Genomic DNA, 21,196 nt, shown 5'->3' on the forward strand with positions numbered 1-21,196 from the left:
GGAACCCTGGAAGCCCTCCTCCTCGACGAGCCTGTCGTGGATGCGCCTCGCGGTATGGCGCTGCTTGCGCCACACGCGCAAGTCCTCCCTGAGCCATCCCTCGACCGTCTCGGCGTAGGGCTCCATCATAGGAGACGACGTCCTGCCGCGCGTCGCCGGCGGCCTGGGGGACAGGTCCCCCGCCGCGATGTACTTCCTCACCGTCGGGCCCGAGACGCCGGTCGCGGCGGCTATGCCGCTGACCGACTCGCCCCTCCTGGCCCTCCTCCTGATATCCTCTACCTTGTCCACGCCGATCATTTCCTTTCCGGACCTCCTAATGTCGAAATCGGATCGCATCGACAATTGTCGGTCCAAGGCGGCGGTCGGCGCGGGCCTTACCATTTCGGAAAATTTTCGTTTACCGGAATGGAAAGCGGCCTTTACCATTTTCGTAAATCAGACGTTACCAAATACACCTGCTGGGTCTGGGCGATAGCGCTCATGGTCCGGTAGCGCCCGCGGCGAGATAGGAGTCCGACCCCGGGGCGCGCCGCGCTCGAGGCCGTTGGGAGGCCATTCCAGTTCCTTTTTCTGGGCAGCGGGGGACCGCCACGCCCGCCACGAGACTGCGATGAAGCCGGAGGCCCCCAGCCGTAGCAACGAAATGCGGTTCCGACCCGCGGATATTAGAGTGCCGAACGTGCGTCGAGCAGACACGCCCTCAAGCGGCGCGTCCCCCGGGTGAAGATAGGTCGTCCCCGCCCCCCGCGGTAGCTCCCCGGGGGGCGGGGACGTTTTGCCACTTGACAATGTTCAACTCATATTAAAAAGGGGACCTTAAGATAGGTCCCCCTGGTGGCTCAAATGTGCGTCTGGTCAGCCCCTTATAGCGCAAGGCACGCGCGGAGCGCTGGATGTTTTGCGCCCTGCGTTACAGATACTCGATCTGGGCGCCCTCGGTGTCGCAGGTGAGGATGTGCGTCTCGCAGGCGGGGAAGTTCTCGCGCAGGCGCACCTGCAGGAACTTGGCGACGATGGTGTCATCTGTGGCAGCCATGAGGGTGGAGCCGGAGCCGGAGATCCACATGGTCTTGGCGCCGCCTTCCAGGCAGACGCGGCGAATGTCCTCGTAATCGGGGATGAGGGCGCGGCGGTAGGGCTCCTGCAGGCGGTCGTCGTTAGCGGCGGCGACCAGATCGAGGTCACCGGTCTCAAGTCCGCGCGTCATGCCGGCGATGCGGCCCATCTGCCACACGGCGGTGGATAAGGGCACCTCCTGCGGGACGACCTTTCGGGCCTCGCTGGTGTGGACCTCGTAGGGCGGGATGATGGTGATGAAGCGCAGGCGGTCGCTGACCTCGTAGCGCAGGCACCGCGGCAGGTCGCCCTCGGGTGTGAAGGAGCACACGGCGCCTCCCAGGATGGCGGGGGCGACGTTATCGGGGTGGCCCTCGACGGCGGTGGCGATGCGAACCAGCTCGGCGCGGTCAACGGTGTGGCCGGTCAGCGCGGCTGCCGCCATGATGCCGGCGACCACGCAGGTAGAGCTGGAGCCCAGGCCGCGGGCGACGGGGACCTCGGTCTCGATGTGCAGCTTCACGGGGAAGGGGTCGACGCCCCATTCGCGCAGCGCGTCGACAAAGGAGACGTAGACCAGGTTGTTCTCGTTCTGGAACTCCTCCGGGCAACCGGTGATCTGCAGCGAGTCGGCGCGATCGAAGGTGAAGTGCGAGTACAGCGACACGGCCATGCCCAGCGTGTCGTAGCCGATGCCCAAATTGGCGCTGGTAGCCGGTACGGTGATCTTGATCATGGGAAAGCTCCTCGTCCAAATACTAAAGCTTGGCAGCTGCCTGCTCCACAAAGCCGCCCATGCCGTCGATGTCCACCACGGCATCGTGCAGGACGGGCTTTTGCTGCAGCTCGGAAAGCTGGGCGGGGGCGACGGTGCCGGTTGCCTTCTCAAGTACCTTCATGCAGGCGAAATCGTCCGGCGGGCAGAACAGGCCCAGCGAGCCGGCGACGGCGCGCGGGAACTTGTAGGGGCTGGCGGTGGAGAGGACCACGCGGGCCTTGGCGTCTGAGGCGGCGGGAACCTGGCCCAAGACGTGGTAGCCGCAGGCGGTATGCGGGTCGATGAGGTAGCCGTTGCGATCCCAGCAATCCTTGATGGCGGCGGCGACCTGGTCCTCGTCCGCCCAACCGCAGCCAAAGACTGCCTGGATCTTGGCCAGCAGCTCCGCAGGCACGTTGTAGGAGCCCTGGGCGAGCTGCGTCATAAGGCCGGCGACCAGCTCGCAATCGCCATCCGCCAGGTAATAGAGCATGCGCTCGAGGTTGGACGAGATGAGGATGTCCATGCTGGGCGAGGTGGTGGTGTAGAAGGGGCGCTGGCGATCATAGGTGCCGGTGGTGAGGAAGTCGAAGAGCACGTTGTTCTTGTCGCTCGCCACGATGAGCTTGGCTACGGGCAGGTCCAGGCGCTGGGCGTAGTAGCCGGCCAGGATGTCGCCGAAGTTGCCGGTGGGCACGCAGAACTCAACAGCGTCGCCGGGCTGGATCTTGCCGGCGCGAAGCAGCTGGGCGTACGCGGCGAAGTAGTAGACAACCTGAGGCACCAGGCGGCCGACGTTGATGGAGTTGGCGCTGGAGAGCTGCACGCCTGCGGCGGCCAGGCGGTCGGCGAGCTCGCGATCGGCGAAGATGCGCTTGACGGCGCTTTGGGCGTCGTCGAAGTTGCCGCGCACGGCGCAGACGGAGACGTTGGCTCCCTCCTGCGTGCTCATCTGGAGTTCCTGCACGCGGGAGACCTTGCCCTCCGGATAGAAGACGGTGATGCCGCAGCCGGGAGCGTCCGCAAAGCCGGCCAGCGCCGCCTTACCGGTATCGCCGCTGGTGGCGGTGACGATCATGATCTTATCGGCAGCGCCCTCGGCGTTGGCGCTGGTGCGGGCCATGAGGCGGGGGAGCATCTGCAGGGCGACGTCCTTGAAGGCGCTGGTGGGACCGTGCCAGAGCTCCATCACGTAGGCGGGGGCGTTGCCCTGGTCCGCCTCGCCGGCGACGCCCTTGAGGTCGACCACCGGGGTCACCTCGTCGGAGGCGAAGGAGCTGCCGTAGGCCTCGTCCACGCACGCCGCGATCTCGTCTGCGGAGTAGTCCGGCAACAGGGTGCCCAGCACCTCACGCGCCAGCTCGAAGTAGTCCTTGTTGGCAAGGCCCTCCAGGTCGATCTTGCTCTGACCCAGCTCGTCGGATACGTACAGGCCGCCGTCGGGTGCGATGCCGCGGCGGATGGCCTCTTTAGCGCTGAGCTGCGCGGTGCGGGAACGGGTGCTGTGGTAGGTCGCCATAAACGTGCTCCTTATGGGTGCGTGGGCGTCATGCGGGCGCCCGTAAAACGTTGCTGCACATGGTATCAGAGCATACATGCGAGCCGTCCTGCGGAGCGACGGGCAACATGCCCGTTCAGCTGCAATTCACATGACGTTCTTTGATTGGAAACAAAAGTGCGATTATGCATGAACGCTCTTCTATGGTTTAGTAGACTAAACATCCATTGTACTTGCTCACGCTAAAGTAACGCCTTGCGAAATATCGCGATCCGGTGGTCTTTGGCGCGAGGGCACCGGGAAGGATTTTGCGTTCTCATGATTAAGATCACCAAGTTCGGCGGCTCTTCTGTCGCCGATGCCGAGCACTTCAAGAAGATCAAGGGGATCATCGACGCAGATCCCGCCCGTCGCTTTGTGGTTGTGTCCGCGTGCGGTCGTCGGTTCTCGGGCGACTCCAAGGTCACCGACCTTTTGTATCTGGTCGACGCCCACGTGAATTACCACGTGTCCTGCGATGACCTTTTGGCAGACATCGGTCAGCGCTATTTCGATATCGCGGACGAACTTGGGCTTTCCTATCCCATCCGCGAGGAGTTTTCCGCGTTTGCCGAGCGCGCCAGCAAGGGCGGCTACACCACCGAGGAGCTGGTAAGCCGCGGCGAGTACTTTACCGCTCGCTTGATGGCCGAGTATCTGGGCTTGCCGTTTATTGACGCCACCGACATGGTCGCGTTCCACCACGACGGCACACTATCCATGAAGCGCACCGCCGAGCTGGTCAAGAAGAACGCCCGCGAGGGCGGCTTTGTCATGCCCGGTTTCTATGGCGCCACCAAGGAGGGCAAGGTCAAGCTGCTCGATCGCGGCGGCGGAGACATTTCCGGCTCCATCTTGGCCCAGTGCCTGGAGGCGGACCTGTACGAGAACTGGACGGACGTCTCGGGCTTCTTGTCCGCGGACCCGCGTATCGTCGAGGGCGCGCAGCCCATTCCGCGCATCACCTACGAGGAGCTGCGCGAGCTCTCCTACATGGGTGCGAGCGTGCTGCACGAGGAGGCCGTCTTCCCGGTTCGCGACGCGGGCATTCCGTTGGTTATCAAGAACACCAACGCGCCGGAGGACCCCGGCACCATCATCTCCGAGACCGCCAAGGAGGGCGATTCTGAGCCCATCATCACCGGCATCGCCGGCAAGCGCGGTTTCCTTGCGATCAACGTCGCCCGCGACCGTACCAAGAGCCGCATCGGCTTCATGCGCCGCGCCCTGTCCGTCTTCGAGCGCTACGGCGTCTCCGTCGAGCACATGCCCACCGGCGTGGACCAGTTTGCCGCCGTGGTGCAGGCTTCTGATGTGAAGGATTCGCTCTACTCTCTGGTCTCCGATATCCAGGAGGAGGTCGAGCCGCTGGAGATCGAGGTGGTCGAGAACCTCGCCCTGATCGCCACCGTTGGCCGCAACCTGCGCGGCCGCCCCGGCATTTCCGGCCATTTGTTTGGCATGCTTGGCCAGGAGGGCGTGAGCGTCCGCATGATCACCCAGGGCTGCGATGAGATCAACATCATCATTGGCGTCGAGGAGAAAGACTTCGACCTGGCTATCAAGACCATCTACAAGGCGTTCTCCGATGAGAACGGCATTGTGAAGACGTCTGATCTGGAGCCCGTCCGCGCTCCCTTCTAAGGTGCGCGATGCGCCGGCAAATGCCATCATTTCCCTTAACTAGGAGGTAATCGACATGAAGCAGTACACAGTCGCCATTGTGGGCGCAACCGGTGCGGTGGGCACGCAGATGCTCCAGTGCTTGGAGGAGCAGGAGTTCCCCGTTGGCGAGCTCAAGCTGCTGGCGAGCCCGCGCTCTGCCGGCAAGAAGGTCGAGACCCCCTGGGGCGAGGTTGTGATCGAGGCTGCCGCTCCCGAGTGCTTTGACGGCGTCGACATTGTTCTGGGCGCCGCCGAGGACGACGTCGCGAAGGCGCTCTACCCGGAGGCCGTGCATCGCGGCGCCGTGGTTGTGGACAACTCCCATGCTTTCCGCCTGGACGAGGGCGTGCCGCTGGTGGTGCCCGAGATCAACGCGGGCGACATCGCCTCTCACCACGGCATCATCGCCAACCCCAACTGCGCCACCATCATCGGCCTGGTTCCTACCTGGCCGCTGCATCAGCTGGCAGGCGTGAAGCGCATGATCGTCTCCACCTACCAGGCCGCATCCGGCGCCGGCATGCCCGGCATGCTGGAGCTTGAGGCGCAGATTGGCGCGATGGGCCGCGGCGAGGAGATGCCTACGCCCCGCGCGTTTGCCGCCCAGCTGGCGAGCAACCTGATTCCGCAGATCGGCGGCGAGAAGTTCGAGGGCTTTACCTCTGAGGAGATGAAGCTGCAAAACGAGGGCCGCAAGATCATGCACCTGCCCGAGCTGCGCGTGAACTGCACCTGCGTGCGCGTGCCCGTGCTGCGCTCCCACTCCGAGAGCATCACCCTTGAGTTCGAGCGCGACATCACCCCGGAGCAGGCGCGCGAGGCGCTGGCCGCCGCCCCCGGCGTCAAGTTGGTGGACGACCTCGAGGCCGAGAGCGCGCACGACCGCTGGCCCATGCCGCTTGATACCTCTGACCAGGATCTTATCTACGTTGGCCGCGTTCGCCGCGACATTTCCAATCCCGAGGCCCTTCGCGGCATCACCTTCTGGTGCTGCGGCGACCAGATTCGCAAGGGTGCGGCGACCAACGCCGTCCAGATCGCGAAGCTGCTGACCGAATAGCGCTTGCGCGCTGAGCGGTAGCCGGGGCGGTGTCCGTCGCGGCTTAGCCTTCCAACAAACTGCTTTTTCTGATAACCGCGTGTTGCCTGATTGCAGCGCGCGGTTTTTGCGTTCTGAGTAGATTTACGTCCTGTGTATGATAATTGTGAAGGCAAAGATATGGCAATTGCTAAGTCATGTATATGATAGTTACTAAGAAAAACGAGATCGACGTCATCGCCGAAAAGGACCGGCTCCGTTTGCCGGCATCGAGATCAAATCCTTTTCAACGTTTAGAACCAAGTATTTTGACGTGCTCGAGCGAATCATCCCTTCTGAGCTTGGTTTGGATGAGGACCATCGTTACGTGGGGTGCGCTGGGGAAGATGGACTATCGACCCCGCGCGGCAGGCTTGTGCCATATACGGATGCCCCGAGTGTCCTGGGCTTGGAGTGATGGGGTGATCGTCGCCCATTTGCTTCCGTAAATTGTGGGAACTATAACGTTTGCGGAAGCTTGAGGCCTCATGGATCGCGATATCGTTGCGGAATTGCTTACATGGAAAATGACACGGAGTCGGCAACTGTTACGCGACCGGCGAGCGCGGGCGCTGCCGTGCGCCGTCGCCAATCGCCGCGGCATCGGCCTTAGCGTTGGCTTGCGGGCATGACCGCGCCCACAACCAGGGCGATCAGCTGGTCGACGGGCATGCTGTCGGGGTTCGATGCCCAGGTGGAGATGGCGGAGAGCAAGCCGGAGAGATAGAATTCGCGCAGGATGGCCTTGTGTTCGTCCGGCATGCCTTGGGCCGGCAGGATAAAGCGGTCTAGCAACGGTGCCAAGATCTCCTTCAAGCGGATGCTGAAGGAGGGGTCTCCGTGCGGACCCATCAGCTGCGGCACGTATGCGTCGTAGCGCTGGGCAAGTTGAAGAATCAGGCCCATGTGGTGCGAGAAATCCAAGGTCTCCTGACGCATGAGCCCCTGGTCGACCAAGCGCCCGACATCGTCCAGAATCTCCTGTTCGATTTGCTCGAACAAGTCGTATACATCTCGGTAGTACAGGTAGAAGGTGGCGCGGTTGTAGCCGGCGCGGTCGGTGATCTCGCGCACGGTTATCTTGCTAGTGGGCTTCTCCCGGTACAGGCTCCAAAACGCCGTGCGCAGGTTGGCGCGCGTCTGCTCGGTCACGGCTGGCTGCTTCTTCATGTTTCGCCCCTTTACGCAGGTTTGGGCGGCCGTGCGGATGGGTTGTCGCGCCGCGCCGCCGCGCGCTTCCATCCACTCGACAATCCTCGCCGGGCTGTCGAGTGGATGGCGCCTTGCTGTTTGCCCTCAACTATACTGAACAATTAGACAACAGGTTGTCGAGCGATGCCGCCGCGCACCGCTCGCGGGCATGAACGGGGCAGTGCGATGGCCTACATAGAGTTTTCAGACGTCACCAAGGTATACGGTTCGGGCGAGGGCGAGGTCCGCGCGCTCGACGGTGCCAGCTTCGAGGTCGAGCGCGGCGAGCTCGCGGTGATCTTGGGCGCGTCGGGCGCCGGCAAGACCACGGCGCTCAACATCTTGGGCGGCATGGACACCGCGACCAGCGGGCGCGTGGTGGTGGACGGCCGCGACATAGGAGGGGCGAGCGAGGACCAATTGGTGGAGTATCGCCGCGCGGACGTGGGCTTTGTGTTCCAGTTCTACAACCTGGTGCCCAACCTTACGGCGCTGGAGAACGTCGAGCTTGCCTCGCAGATCTGCCCGGACTCGCTGGATGCGGCGGAATGCCTGGCCAAGGTGGGCCTCTCAAAGCGCACGGCCAACTTCCCGGCGCAGCTCTCCGGCGGCGAGCAGCAGCGCGTCTCCATCGCGCGCGCCATCGCCAAGAACCCCAAGCTGCTGCTGTGCGACGAGCCCACCGGCGCGCTCGACTACCAAACGGGCAAGCAGGTGCTGCAGCTGTTGCAGGACACCTGCCGACGCGACGGCATCACCGTGCTCATCATCACCCACAACTCCGCGCTGGCGCCCATGGCGGACCGCCTCATCCGCTTCAAGAGCGGGCGGGTGACCTCCATGGAGAAAAACGCGCATCCCGTGCCCATCGCCGATATCGAGTGGTAGGTGCGCGCCATGTCACGACCATCAGCTTTCGCTACGGACGTTCGCCGCACCATCACCGGCAACCTTAAGCGATTCATCTCCATCTTCATCATCTGCGCTCTGGGCGCCGCCATGCTGGTGGGCCTCAAGGCCGCCTGCGATGATTTGCGGCTCACCGCGGATTCCTATTACGACGACCAAAACCTCTTCGACATCTCCGTGCAGTCCACGCTTGGCCTAACCCAGGGCGACATCGATGCGCTGGCGAATTTGGACGATGTCGACGCCGCGGAGGGCTCCTACACGGAGACCGCCTACACGGGCGTGGACGGCTCCAGCGAGAAAGTGGACCTCAAGGCGCTGTCCGCACAGGGCCTCAACCAGCCCCAGGTGGTGGAGGGCGAGCTGCCCCGGGCCGCCGACGAGGTCGCCGTCACCACCAAGTACGCTGATGCCGCGGGCAAGGGCGTGGGCGATACGCTGACGTTCTTCTCCAAGGGCGGCCGTTCCTCGTCCACCTCGACCTCCGCGGACTCTGGCGATGCTGCGGATGCGAAAAAAGAGTCCGGCGAGATCTTCAGGCGCGGCACCTACACCATCACCGCGGTGGTGCGCGACGCTATGGACGTCAACTCGGACACCTCGACCATGGGCTTCCGCACGGCGAGCTCGACCAAGTACGCCTTCTTCCTCACGCGCGACGCGGTCGAGGACCCCGACGTGTTCACCATCGCCTACCTCTCCGTCGCGGGCGCGCGCGAGCTGCCCAGCTATTCTTCCGCCTACGAGGACCTTATCGCTAAGGTGAAGGACGAGGCAGAGCAGATCCGCGAGGACCGCGAGGAGATTCGCACCTCCGCGGTGAAGGACGAGGCTCTGGACGAGGTAGATAAAGCCGAGCGCGAGGCGCGAGACAAGCTCGACGACGCGGCGGATAAAATCGGCGAGGCCCAGCAGACGCTCAATGACGGCTGGGATAAGCTCGCTGCGGGTAAGGACGAGTACTCCCTGCAGGAGAAGCTCGCCATGTCGCAGCTGGATTCCGCTCAAGCGCAGATAGATCAGGGCTACGCGCAGCTTGAAGCCGCAAAGGCGGAGCTTGATGCGAGCGCGAAGACCGTGTCCGACGGCCTGGCGCAACTTGCCGCGGGCGAGGCCCAGCTTAATGACGCGCAGGCGCAGGCTAACGCGCAGATCGCCGCCGCACGCGCGGAGCTGGAGTCCAAGCAGGCGGAGCTTCAGCAGCAAAAGCAGCAGATCGATGATGCCGCCGCGCAGATTAAGGCGATGCTCGAGCAGATGGGTGCCGCCGCGGCATGGCCGGAAGACCTGTGGCATACCGTGTGCACGCAGGTGGACGAGGAACGGTCCGCCGTCGCGGTGGAAAAACTCGTCCAGACGATCAACACCCAGATGCAAGCGTACGGCGAGCAGAGCACCGCGCAGCTTAAGAGCGCGATTGATCAGCTGAACCGGCAGCTGGAGGGTCCACTCGCCCAGATCGACCAGCTTGAGGGGCAGATAGAGCAGCTTGACCCGCAGCAGCCGGGCTACGAGCAAACCAAAGCCCAACTGGAGTCCGCACGCGATGCGATTGCAGAGCAGATCGCCCCGGCGCGCCTGCAACTCTCCGAACTGCAGACGCAGTACGACCAGGCGCTTATCCAAATAGAAGAGCAGGCCAAGACCTATGTTGGGCTGGTGCAGGGTCGCGCCGCCGTGACCCTGGCAGAGCCGCGCATCGCGAGCGGTTTTGTGGAGCTTGACCAACAGCAGAGCTATGCGGACTCGCAGTTTGCCGCGCAGCGCGAGGAGCTTGCCGCCACGCGCAAGCAGCTCGAGGCCGCATCCGCGCAGGTCGCCGCCGGACGCGAGCAGATAGCGGCAAGCCGGCGTCAGCTCGACTCGTCCGCCGCGACCTTTGAGGTCGAGCGCACGTCCGCTTTGCAGAAGCTGCGGGATGCCCGCGCCACGTTGGAGTCAAGCGAGGGAGAGCTCGCAGACGGCCAGGCGGAGCTCGACGCCAACCGCGACGAGTACAACGAGCAGCGCGCCGACGCCGAGCGCGAGATCGATGACGCGCGCGAGGAGGTCCGCGACATGGAGGGCGCCGTGTGGTACATCCAGGACCGCGGCGCGCTGCCCAGCTATGCCAGCGTGGACTCGGATGCAAGCTCTATCGAGGCTATCGCCACGGTGTTTCCGGTGATCTTCTTCACCGTGGCCGTGCTCATCAGCCTTACTACCGTGACCCGCATGGTGGAGGAGGACCGCGGGCTCATCGGCCTGTACAAAGCACTTGGCTATTCGCGTGCGCGCATCCAGTCCAAGTACCTCATCTACTCGGCAACCGCGTGCATCGCGGGCGGCATCGCGGGTGATGCGCTGGGCTTTTTGGCGCTGCCGGCCATCATCTTCACCATCTTTAAGACCATGTACGCCCTGCCGCCGTTCCAGTTCCACTTCGATTTTGGCAGCGCGCTTCTGGGCGTGGCGCTCTTCGCCGTGGGCATTGTGGGCGCGACGTTCATCGCGTGCTGCCAGGTGCTCAAAGAGACCCCGGCATCGCTCATGCGTCCCAAGGCGCCCCATGCCGGTGCACGCATCCTCCTGGAGCGCATCACCCCCATCTGGAAGCGCTTGGGATTCCTCAACAAGGTGACCGCGCGCAATCTGTTCCGTTACAAGAAGCGCTTCTTCATGACGGTCTTTGGCATCGCCGGTTGCACCGCGCTGCTGATCTGCGGCCTGGGCATTCGCGATACCGTGATCTCGCTCAAACCGCGCCAGTACGGCGAGGCCGGCGTGGTCCGCTACGATCTTATGGCCGTGACCGCGGACGATGATTACGCCGCCGCGCGCGACGAGCTACTCGATGCCGATGAGGTGGACGAGCTGCTGGGCCTGCGCATCGACTCGGTGACCGCGGAGTTTGACGGCGTGCGCGAGAGCGTGCAGATCATGGTGGTGCCGGACGGTACGGACCTCTCGTCCTACCTTAAGATGGAGAGCCTGGACGGCCGCGCGCTCACGGTGCCCGCCGGCGGCGCCCTTATCACCAAGAACGCCGAGCAGGTGTTGGGGTTCGCGCTGGGCGATAGCGTGACGCTGCAGGACTCCTCGCTGCGCCAGGGCGAGGTGCGTATAGATGACATCGTCCTTAATTACCTGGGCAACTTTGTCTTTATGGACCAGAGTACCTACCGCGAGGCCTTTGGGAAAGACGCGGCGCCCAATGCGTTTTTGGCGCTGCTCAACGGGGGCGACGACGCGCAGATCGCCTTTGCGGACGCGCTGGCGGCCGACGACCTCTTTATGACCGTATCCAGCACCGCACGCATCGCCAACGACTTCTCCGAGAGCTTTAAGATCATCGACGTGGTGGTCTACGTGGTGACCGTGATGGCGGCAGCGCTGGCGTTCGCCGTGGTGTTCACGCTCTCGACCACCAACATCTCCGAGCGCGAGCGCGAGCTGGCGACCATCAAGGTGCTGGGTTTCCGCCGGCGCGAGGTGTACCGCTACATCAACAAGGAGACCGTTATCTTGACGTTGGTGGGCATTGTGGCGGGTTTCCCGTTGGGATACGCCATCACGCGCTCGCTTACGGTCATTTTGCGGATGCCGTCGCTGTACTTCGACACCCTTGTGGAGCTGCCCACGTACGCGATTGCGGCTGCGATGTCGCTGCTGTTCACGCTGATCATCAACGCGATCACCAACCGTTCGCTCGACCGCGTGGACATGGTGGGCGCGCTCAAGAGCGCGGAGTAGCGCGAGGCGGGGCAGGGTGTCGTGGGGCTGCGTGTTGCATCCGCTGGCCGCTCGCACATGGTGAACGAGGGAGACGGGGCGAAGCTAGGAAACCGGTTTCGCCCCGTTTGTCCAGTAATGAACGTAATCGCCGGACGTTCGCGGAATACTGGGGCACGTACGTGCTACCAAATATCAACAACCCGCGCGGACTGTGTAGAATAGACGCGAGATCGCTGCTGGATGCTTTGTTCCGTCGCTGCAAGGGGGCTTATGGGTATCCAGCTTTTGGCGTGCCGCTGCATCGGGCGGCGCGATTGGGAAGATAGGGTTGACCATGAGCAAGTTCGTCATTGTTGCGGAGTCGGGCGCGGATATTCCCGTCGAGGTCCGCGAGCGCTACAACATCCACATCGTCCCCATGCATGTCATCATTGGTGACGAGACCATGGACGACGGCACCATCAGCGGACACGAGGTTTACGAGCGTTCCCGCGCTCTGGGCGTCATGCCAAAGACCAGCGCCGCCACGCTGCACGGCTTTGTCACCATGTTCGATCGCTTGCATGAGGAGTATCCGGACGCCACCATTTTGCACGTGGCGTACTCGTCCGTTACCACCTGCAGCTACGCGTCCGCGCTTACCGCCGCCCAAGGACGTCACTACGTTGTTTCCATCGACACCAAGAGCGTATCTATCGGCCAGTCGCTGGTGGTTGTCCGCGCCGCGCAGTTTATCGAGGATCACCCGGACGCCACCGTCGATGACGTGCTGTCGTTTATCGAGTCCATGCGCAATCGCGTGCTGCTGGGCTTTGTTCCCAGCGACCTGGCGTACCTGCGCGCGGGCGGGCGCCTGTCCAATACGCAGTTCCTGGGCGCGCACCTGCTTAAGATCAAGCCCGTTATCGAGCTGGTTGACGGCAACTTTGTGGCGACCAAGAAGCTACGCGGCTCCATGAAGCGCGCCGTCCTGCACTTTATCGATCACCTTATGAGCGAGGGGCCGGTGAACATGGATCGCATCGGCTTGGCGTATTCCGACGGCTTGGGTCAGGATATCAAGGACGCCGTGGAGGAGTACGTGACCAAGCTGGGTTTTAAGAGCTTCGACTGGGTAGAGGTTGGCGGCATGGTTTCCAGCCACTGCGGTCCTTGTGCCTTTGGCGCCGTGATGGAGAAGCAGGCGTAGGGCGAGAGACGGGCGCGGCGTGCGCCTGGTTTTCTAGCGCTCGTCTGGAATGATTCTTGCAATGGGCTCCAGACGCATAATCGACTCATGCGAGGCACTGCGGGGCGAACCCGTGGTGCTTTTTCCTTGAATTGGAGCATGATGGTCCTGCCGTGCCGGATCGGGATGGCAATTGAAAGGCTTCAGGCGGGGAATGCAAGATCATGAATGGCGTTTTGGCTCTAAAAAGGGGTCGAGTGGGAGCGCGCTGGGGTCGATATGCCGGCAAAAGGGTGGTTTGGGCTCTCACAGAAGGGCCTTGGCGATGGTTTGAGGTACCGATGTTGGGGGTTTTAGCCCGCCTTGAGCGCTCGGCGTTAGCACGATGGCTCATTTGCAGCAAGGGCCAGCCCGCCTGGTGCACCTCATTGACCAAGCTGAACAATAGCGGTTTTCTGCGTATAAGAAATATCGTATATAATAGCTGAAGTATAAGAAGTAATTGAATATCAATACGTTAACGCTGCCTGATGTGCCGTTGGGCGAAGAGCGATGCGGGCAAAAGGCGGCGGTTCGCGCGAGCCATGGCGTTGCGGGAGCCGTCGGTGCGGCGTGCGTATGCGTCGATGGCGGCAAGGGCGCTGCCGAGTAGCGCTGCCAGATCGTTTGTCAGCTGTGCAGCTAAGCTTTCGCCGCCATAGCGCATCGCGCACATGCCCCGGCTTATCTGGAAGAGCGCGGTTGTCGTTGCCGTATCATCCAGTGCGCTAGCGATGGACCTGGAGACGTCTTCTTCCGTGTCGCAGGGGCTCCACGTTATGCCGGCGTCGAGGGCGGCGTCGGTCGCCTCTGCCCATGCGGAGGCGATTGCGCGCGCGGGATCGCTTGAGGCGTGGCGTACGGCGTGCATGCGGCGGGCTTTGCGAGCGCGGCGGAGCAGTGCGGGCGAGAGCGCCGCTGCGGCAGCGACGAGTACGCCGCAGGCGTAGGGCAGCAAGCCGGCCAGCTTGGCTGCTACCGATGATAGGGCTTCTGCGATCGCTGGCAGGAGCGAGGGCGCATCATCGTTGGCGTCGCCGTTGTTGCCGGCAAACGGGGCATCGTTATCACTCGGGCCGGCATCGCTAGAGTTTGGCGCATCCTGATCATCTGCCTGGCCAGTGGGCTGATTAGTCTCCGCATCAACGGGTGCGTCGAGGGCGGGTTCGCTCTGAGCGATGGAGGGCGTCACGTCAAAAGAGACCCAGCCCGCGTTGTCGATGAACGCTTCCGTCCATGCATGGAGGTCATGGTTGGTTGCCTGGTACGTTACGACTTCAACGCCGTTTTCCAGGGCGATCGCGGCGCCGTCCGCGTTGGCCCGGTAGCCCAGGACCAGCCGCGTGGGAACGCCGAGTGCGCGGCCCAGCACAGCCAACGCGGAGGCGTAGTGAACGCAGTATCCCTGTCGATTCTGGAGCAAATTGGCGATGACTTGGAGGTTGTTGGACCCGCTGCCATCCGGCGCATCGAGCGAGTAGGTAAAGTCACCGTTTGCAAAATAATCCACCAGGTAGCGCATAGCTGCTATCTGGGCTGCTTGCCGCGGGGAAAGGCCGTCTGCGTTCAAGGAGGTATCGGCATCGCGCCGTATGGCGGGAACCTCTGCGATGCCGTTTGCGCGCGCGGTGTCGATAAGCTCTTGCAGTTCATCTGGCAAAGCTTGGTCTAGATACAGATAGCCGCGATCCGGTTGTCCCTGCGAAAGGGCGCTGGTGTCGCCGTCTTCTTGCGCAACGACTTGGGCATTCAGACGGCTGGCGATGCTCGTGATCTGGTCAAGCTGGTCAGGCTCGCTTACGGGGGCTTGGTAGGCGCAGGTTGCCGTATAGCTAAAGCCCCTGGGGACGTTGGAGCCGTCGCGCGTCCCGGCGCCGCCGTCTTGTGACCACGTGAGCTTACCCATAGCGGCCCGCGCGTTGTCGCGCTCCTGCTCGCCGGCATCGTCCATATCATCTGCCAGCGTTATGTTGAACGAGTTAGAGGGAACGGGCGGGTGGGCGCTCGATACGTTATCGAGCGAGATGGTCGCCTGCACCGTCTTCACCTCGCCGATCGCCGCGCTGCTGAGGCGTTCCGCATTGGCGAAAGCGGAAAGCGCGGGCGATGCCTCGTCTAGGGCAACGCCCGTTGCGGCGGTGTTTTGGCCCATCACCCACGTGCCGCTGTTGAACGATCCCAGCGTGGTGAGTCGCAGGTAGAGTGACCCATAGGTCTTCACGGTGCCGTCACTTGCGCCCGTCTGCGCAACGTCTGCCTGGTAGGTCAGCGCGATCGATTTGCCCGGGCGCGTAAGGTCGCGCTTGAGGTCGAGCACAGGGTTGATGGCGCCGTTGGATAAGATGCCCTGCCGGGGGATGATTTCGAACGGTGAGGCCGGGCTAACGCTGATGGCGGCGGGTGCCGCTGCCGCGGCGGCGATGGCGACCATGCTGGCGATGCTCGCGCTTGTGATAGCGTGGACGAGGAGGCCCTTTGATCTGGGAGCGTCCGCGCACATCGCGTCCTTTGGAGGATGGGAGAGCGCGGCGAGGATGAGTCCGCAGAGAATGGTCGCACCCGCTTGCGGCAGGTGGGCGGACTCGCCCATAAGTAGAAAGGCGGCTGCCTGGGCGATTAGGGGAGCTGCGGCGACAAGCGGGCGGGATCGCCGGCTCAGCAGCAGCGGCCTGAGCGCCATGGCGATAGCGCACCAAATGATGACCAGAGCCGCGTCGCCCGCAAAGCCAACGTTGATGGGCACCCATTGGCCGTAATACAGCGTGCCCACGCCGATGGTAACGATATTGATGATGGGGGCGATGGGCCCGTCAAGCTGCAGCGACCCTAGCATGGTGGGCTGCTCGTAGATCTGTTTGAAAAGGGCGAAGTCGGCGCGTTGGCTCAAGGTTTGCCGCGCTGTGATGGCGCCGAGCGCCAGCAGGGCGACGGTGGTGGCTGCGAGCAAGGCGATGCGGGCCGCCTGCGCCGCGGATATGGGAATACGCCGCGGCTTCGACGTGCGCCGGGTGTTCGCTGCGGACGAGGGCGGCAAGGCTTCCATGAGGGCAGCCTCTGCGCACACAAGGCCAAACGCGTAGAGCGCGGTCATGTTCCATTCGCCGGGCGAGAACATCTTTCCCATGGTTTGTACTAAAAGCAGCAGCGGGTAGAAGGTCGCGGCACAAATAAGAACGCCGTATAGCGTCCGTGCGATGGGATGCGTTTGCGCCGGAGCTGCGTCTGCCCCTGCGTTTGCGTTCATGCCTGTGCCTGTGTCCGCGCTCTCTTGCTCATCCCTGTCCTGCGCTGCGGCTTTAGCCTCGATGGCGGTTATCAAGTGCGGCAAATCGCTTGCGGCAAGCGCGTGGGCTATCTGCGAGTTTTCATCTACGGTGATGAAGATAATCTGCCCCGCGCGCACGGCATGGGCGGTGTCGACAACGCGCTGCGCTCGCGCGCGTGCATCCGTCGCGTCTTGCGTCGGCTCTGGATACAGCGCTGCGCAGTAGCGGGAAACGGATGCGTCATCGTCCAGTTGAACCTCGCCGTCTGCAAGGAAGGCATGCAGCCGGGCGGAGCCTGTTCTGCCCGAGCGTTGGATGGATTCCCAGGTGGCGAGCGTGTGGGATGCGAGCGCGTCCGCGTCTGCGGGGCTGGTTGCGGACGAGGTATCGGGGACCACTAGCACGCGCGTGCGCGCGATGCAGCGGCGTTCATATGACATGAGTCTGCCGTGGTGGGCGGTCTGGCGCCAGGCGATCGCGTTCATTTGGTCGCCGCGCTGGTAGGGGCGCACCAACGAGGTGTCGAGCTCGCTGGCGACCTGCGCGCCGGAACCATCTTGCGCAAGCATGGCCGCGCCGGCGGAACCGCTTGCATCCACGTTGGCGGGTGGGCGCAAAAGCTCGCCATCCATGGCGGTGCGTGCGTTCGAGCGCCACAGCCATAAGGGGCCCGTTGTGGTGACAAATTTGTCGCTCTCCTGGTAGACGCCGCGCTCACGGGGAGGCAGCCCAAGGGTCAACGTGGCGACGACGCGCCCCATCTGGTCGATGCGTTTGTAGGTGATGCGCTCGCGGCGATCCGCGGATGCGCGGGCGATTCTATGTAGCATGCGGGCTGCTCTGTGCGTGTGCTCCGCTTTATCGTGCCATTTCTCGTCCAAAAACGCGGACAGCGCTACGCCCAGGGAGACGATGTGCGAAAGCAGGATAGCCAGCGCGCCCGCCATGCACGCGTCCGAGCCTGTCTGCACGGCGGCTAGGTAGAGGACGGCGCCCAGCACCGCCGCAGCGCACCCGTATGCCGTGGGCGCAAGGACGGGCGGCGTATGTGCGGGGCGGCGCTTCATGGCGGCCTACTTGGCGTCTCTGGGGACGTCCGCCGGCGCGGGCGCATTGGGGGCCGGGACCTGCTGCAGCACGCGGGCCAGCGCGTCGCGCTGCTGGTCGATAGTGGCGGCGCGGGCGTTCATGCTTGCAAAGCGGATGCGGTGCGAGAGCACGGGCAGCGCCATGGCGCGGACGTCGCCGGGGTAGACCGCTTCTTGTCCCAGGGCCAGCGCGCGCACGCGGCTCATGGCAAGTAGCGCCAGACCCGCGCGCGGCGAGGCGCCCAAGGCGATCTGCGGGCTGGTGCGCGTGGCGGTAAGCAGGGCTACGGCGTAGTCCGCCACCTGGGGAGATACCTTGATCTGCGCGGCGATGCGTGTGGCTGCCAGCAGCTCTTGGGCGGTGCAGACGGGCTCCAGGCGCTCAAGCGGGTCGCTTCCGCTGGACGACATCACCATCTGCGCCTCCGCGGCGGGCGAGGGGTAGCCCAGACTGATGCGCGTCATAAAGCGATCGAGCTGCGCCTCGGGCAAAGGGTAGGTGCCCTCCATCTCGATGGGGTTTTGCGTGGCGATTACTAAATGCGGGCGCGGCAGCTCCCGTGTGACGCCGTCGACGGAGATGCGGCGCTCTTCCATGGCCTCCAGCATGGCGGCCTGCGCCTTGGGATTGGCACGGTTGACCTCGTCCGCAAGCACTACCTGCGAAAAGAGCGGTCCCGGGTGAAAGGTGAACTCCTGGGTCTGCTGGTTGAACACTGAGACGCCGGTAAGGTCGCTGGGCAGCATGTCGGAGGTGAACTGGATGCGCACCATGTCGCACTGCACCGTACGGGCCAGGGCGCGCGCCAGAGTGGTCTTGCCGGTGCCGGGTACGTCTTCTATCAGCAGGTGCCCGCCGGCGATCATGGTCATCACGGCCAGGTCGATCGCGGGGCGTCGGCAGCAAAGCACCTGCTCTAGGGCATCAGCTATGCGGGCGATAAGGTCGCGGGCAAAGTGTAGGTCCTCGTCCGAAACGACGCGCGCGGCGACGCGGGTTCCCGTGGCGGCGCGGCGCTCGGCAACGGGGTGGTTGCCCGCGCGGTCGGGCTGGTTGGATAGCGATCCAAGGTGCATCATATTCACTCCCAAGGGCTCCGGACGGCGCGGGGGTGAGCGGCCGCCCGGGGCTGGTATTGTTGCGCAACATATAAGCATGATGCTCCTTGGCGCGCGCGGGTATGCGCGTCCGCGCGTTCCTTAATAGGTTGGTAAATTGTGCGGAAGACGCGCCCGCGACCTCTTGCGTGGCGCATCATTAGGAGGAGCGTAGGGGTAGTGTGCGCTTCGCGGCGCCGCCGGGGGAGGTTTTATGGACGAGAACGCTGTGCAGCAGCGCGCGCTTGCGATGCCGGGCTTGCAACCGGTTGAGACCGATGCGGATATCGAGCGCTTGGCTAAGCTTGCGCACGAGATTTGGTTTGAGTATTGGCCAGCGCATATTGGCGAGGCGCAAACCCGCTACATGGTCGAGCGCTTCCAGACCGCCGACGCCATCCGTCGTGATATGGCGAGCTCCGCGTACGAGTACTGGTTTGTGCTCGCCCCGGACGATGGCCGCGTGGTCGGCTACACCGGCGGCCACGTTGAGCCAAAGACCGGGCGCTTCTTCATCTCCAAGATCTACCTGCGCGCCTGCGAGCGCGGGTGCCACTTCGCCAGCGGCGTGATCGCGTTTTACGAGGACCTGTGCCGCAAGCGCGGTCTGCGCGCCATGTACCTTACCGTTAACAAGGGCAACGTGCTGGGCATTCGCGCATACAAGGGCAACGGCTTTGAGGTCATCGATGCCGTCGAGACGGACATTGGCCAGGGCTTTGTTATGGACGACTACATTATGGAGAAGCGCGTGGACCAGGGCTCCTTATAAGATTTGTGAGTTGCGTTGACGTACGTAATAACGTACGGGCATGGAGGCATCATGGGTTCCATTACTGCAACAGCCGCAAGGAAAGACCTCTACAATCTTATTTCTCGCGTTAATGAGGATTGTGCACCTGTTTCTATTACAAATAGTAAAGGTAAAGGCGCTGTACTGATTGGCGAGGACGAGTGGGCGGCAATCGAGGAAACCCTGTATCTTACAGGTATTCCGGGAATGTACGAGTCGTTGATTGCCGGGATGGAGGAACCTGCAGCCGAATGTGTTGATGAGAGCGCTTTGGAGTGGTGACGATGTGGGACGTCGTATTCACCAAACAGGCCGTCAAGGATGTGAAGAATCTCAAAGCGGCAGGTCTCGACGCAAAGGCAAAGCACTTAATTGGAGTGGTTAGGAAAGACCCCTTTGGTCAGCCTCCTTCATATAAAGCGCTTGTAGGAAATCTTGCAGGATTATATTCGCGAAGAATCAATCTTCAGCATAGGTTGGTATATGAGGTCGCAGGAGAAGCTCATGTAAAAGAGGGAATTGAGTACATCGGAACTGTAAAGATTGTGAGAATGTGGAGTCATTATAACGACGCGCAGCCAATGAAATGAAGGTCGTTTGACGCTATCAATCCCTAGCGACTACTGCTAGCAAGAAGGGCCCCGCGGGTTGTCTTGAGGAATGGGTATTCCACGACAACCTGCGGGGCCCTTGCGCTTATGCTAGCAGATTCTCGTCCAGAGAATCCTCGTCCAAAAACGGGTGCTACTCATCGCCAAAGCTGATGCCCAAGGCGCGAGCCTCGCGCACCAGGTCGCTTTGCGGGTCGACGTACTTGAGCTTGCCGGCGACCTCTTCAATCGGCACGCGGCACATGCTGCCGTTGCGCTGGGCAACCATGAAGCCGTACTCGCCCTCAAGCGCACCCAGGGCAGCCTCGACGCCGCACTGGGACGCGAAGATGCGGTCCTGGGCGTCGGGCGCGCCTCCGCGCTGGGTGTGGCCGGGAATGGCGACGCGGGTTTCGCGGCCGGTCGCCTGCTCGATCTGGTGGGCCAGGTCGTAGGCGATGGAGGGGGAGGTGCGCTCGGCCAGCTTGGCCTTGTACTCCTTCTTGGACAGGGCAGCGTCCTGCTTGGAGATGGCGCCCTCTGCCACCACCACGATGGTGAAGCGGCTGCCCGCTTCCATGCGGCGCTCGATGGCGGCCTGAACGTTGGCGATGTCGTAGGGGATCTCCGGGATCAGACACACGTCCGCGCCACCGGCGACGGCGGAGTACAGCGGAATCCAACCAACCTTGTGGCCCATGATCTCGATGACAAAGACGCGGCCGTGGCTGGACGCGGTGGTGTGGATGTCGTCGATGCAACGGGTCGCGACCTCGACGGCGCTGGTGAAGCCAAAGGTGAGGTCGGTGCCAAAGGTATCGTTATCGATGGTTTTGGGCAGGGCGATGACGTTGAGGTCCTCTTTGCGCAGGCGGTTGGCGGTCTTGGTGGAGCCGTTGCCGCCCAGCATGAACAGGCAGTCCAGGCGCAGCTTCTGATAGGTCTTCACCATGGCGGGGACCTTTTCGACTCCGTCCTCCTCCGGGGTGTTCAGGCGCTTGAACGGCGTGCGGCTGGTGCCCAGAATGGTGCCGCCGCGGGTGAGGATGCCGCTGAAGTCGCTGGGCTTCATAAGGTCGTAGCGACCGTAGATAAGGCCCTGGTAGCCGTCCTTGAAGCCGTAGATCTCAACGGGCTCGTGGGCGTTGTTGATCATGGTCTTGACGATGCCGCGCATGGTGGCGTTCAACGCCTGGCAGTCGCCGCCGCTGGTAAGAAGTCCAATCCTGGGCATGGTTCCTCCC

The 21,196-nt window shown here is 63.1% G+C and carries 14 protein-coding genes and 1 pseudogene; 8 read left to right on the forward strand and 7 right to left on the reverse strand.

Going from position 1 to position 21,196, the window contains the following annotated elements; all coding sequences use genetic code 11:
• The 3 genes and pseudogenes from HMPREF9452_RS06745 to thrC all read right to left on the reverse strand — a co-directional run.
• Positions 1-291, reverse strand: a pseudogene (locus tag HMPREF9452_RS06745) (IS21 family transposase); the annotation flags it as partial.
• Between the two features lie 622 nt (positions 292-913).
• The gene (thrB, locus tag HMPREF9452_RS06750; RefSeq protein ID WP_009141382.1) at positions 914-1,795 is read right to left on the reverse strand and encodes a homoserine kinase; all 882 of its coding nucleotides are present in this window, start codon (positions 1,793-1,795) and stop codon (positions 914-916) included.
• Between the two features lie 22 nt (positions 1,796-1,817).
• Entirely contained in the window at positions 1,818-3,335 is a 1,518-nt protein-coding gene (gene thrC / locus HMPREF9452_RS06755) for a threonine synthase (protein WP_009141383.1), read from the reverse strand.
• 297 nt (positions 3,336-3,632) lie between these two features.
• Here thrC and HMPREF9452_RS06760 point away from each other — a divergent pair, with 297 nt between their 5' ends.
• On the forward strand, positions 3,633-4,997 hold the full coding sequence (locus HMPREF9452_RS06760) for an aspartate kinase (protein WP_009141384.1): 1,365 nt from the start codon (positions 3,633-3,635) through the stop codon (positions 4,995-4,997).
• A gap of 55 nt (positions 4,998-5,052) precedes the next feature.
• Entirely contained in the window at positions 5,053-6,078 is a 1,026-nt protein-coding gene (locus HMPREF9452_RS06765; protein WP_009141385.1) for an aspartate-semialdehyde dehydrogenase, read from the forward strand.
• 627 nt (positions 6,079-6,705) lie between these two features.
• Here the strand turns inward: HMPREF9452_RS06765 and HMPREF9452_RS06770 are convergent.
• Positions 6,706-7,266, reverse strand: coding sequence for a TetR/AcrR family transcriptional regulator (locus HMPREF9452_RS06770; RefSeq protein ID WP_009141386.1), 561 nt, complete (start codon positions 7,264-7,266; stop codon positions 6,706-6,708).
• Between the two features lie 207 nt (positions 7,267-7,473).
• Between HMPREF9452_RS06770 and HMPREF9452_RS06775 the strand changes: the two genes are divergently transcribed.
• From HMPREF9452_RS06775 to HMPREF9452_RS06785, 3 genes are all read left to right on the forward strand, one after another.
• Positions 7,474-8,175, forward strand: coding sequence for an ABC transporter ATP-binding protein (locus HMPREF9452_RS06775; RefSeq protein ID WP_040362614.1), 702 nt, complete (start codon positions 7,474-7,476; stop codon positions 8,173-8,175).
• Between the two features lie 9 nt (positions 8,176-8,184).
• A complete protein-coding gene (locus HMPREF9452_RS06780; RefSeq protein ID WP_009141388.1) occupies positions 8,185-11,928 on the forward strand; it encodes an FtsX-like permease family protein in 3,744 nt (1,247 codons plus the stop codon).
• A gap of 316 nt (positions 11,929-12,244) precedes the next feature.
• Complete coding sequence (locus tag HMPREF9452_RS06785; RefSeq protein ID WP_009141389.1) at positions 12,245-13,099, forward strand: DegV family protein; 855 nt, start codon at positions 12,245-12,247, stop codon at positions 13,097-13,099.
• 496 nt (positions 13,100-13,595) lie between these two features.
• Here the strand turns inward: HMPREF9452_RS06785 and HMPREF9452_RS06790 are convergent, their stop codons facing one another.
• Together HMPREF9452_RS06790 and HMPREF9452_RS06795 are read right to left on the reverse strand one after the other, a co-directional pair.
• On the reverse strand, positions 13,596-17,450 hold the full coding sequence (locus tag HMPREF9452_RS06790) for a transglutaminaseTgpA domain-containing protein (RefSeq protein WP_009141390.1): 3,855 nt from the start codon (positions 17,448-17,450) through the stop codon (positions 13,596-13,598).
• Positions 17,451-17,456: 6 nt separating this feature from the next.
• Positions 17,457-18,551: an AAA family ATPase gene (locus HMPREF9452_RS06795; RefSeq protein ID WP_187116507.1), complete on the reverse strand. Its 1,095-nt coding sequence runs from the start codon at positions 18,549-18,551 to the stop codon at positions 17,457-17,459.
• Between the two features lie 232 nt (positions 18,552-18,783).
• Here HMPREF9452_RS06795 and HMPREF9452_RS06800 point away from each other — a divergent pair, with 232 nt between their 5' ends.
• Genes HMPREF9452_RS06800 through HMPREF9452_RS06810 form a run of 3 tightly spaced genes read left to right on the forward strand, consistent with a single transcriptional unit; the run spans position 18,784 to position 19,952 of the window.
• Positions 18,784-19,341 (forward strand): GNAT family N-acetyltransferase, encoded by a 558-nt coding sequence (locus tag HMPREF9452_RS06800; protein WP_009141392.1) that lies wholly within the window; start codon positions 18,784-18,786, stop codon positions 19,339-19,341.
• 51 nt (positions 19,342-19,392) lie between these two features.
• Positions 19,393-19,644: a type II toxin-antitoxin system Phd/YefM family antitoxin gene (locus HMPREF9452_RS06805; protein ID WP_009141393.1), complete on the forward strand. Its 252-nt coding sequence runs from the start codon at positions 19,393-19,395 to the stop codon at positions 19,642-19,644.
• Between the two features lie 2 nt (positions 19,645-19,646).
• Entirely contained in the window at positions 19,647-19,952 is a 306-nt protein-coding gene (locus HMPREF9452_RS06810) for a Txe/YoeB family addiction module toxin (RefSeq protein ID WP_009141394.1), read from the forward strand.
• Positions 19,953-20,106: 154 nt separating this feature from the next.
• Here HMPREF9452_RS06810 and HMPREF9452_RS06815 read toward each other — a convergent pair whose 3' ends face one another.
• Positions 20,107-21,186, reverse strand: coding sequence for a 6-phosphofructokinase (locus HMPREF9452_RS06815; RefSeq protein WP_009141395.1), 1,080 nt, complete (start codon positions 21,184-21,186; stop codon positions 20,107-20,109).
• Between the last annotated feature and the right edge of the window lie 10 nt (positions 21,187-21,196).

Source organism: Collinsella tanakaei YIT 12063 (assembly GCF_000225705.1).
Classification (GTDB): Bacteria; Actinomycetota; Coriobacteriia; order Coriobacteriales; family Coriobacteriaceae; genus Collinsella; species Collinsella tanakaei.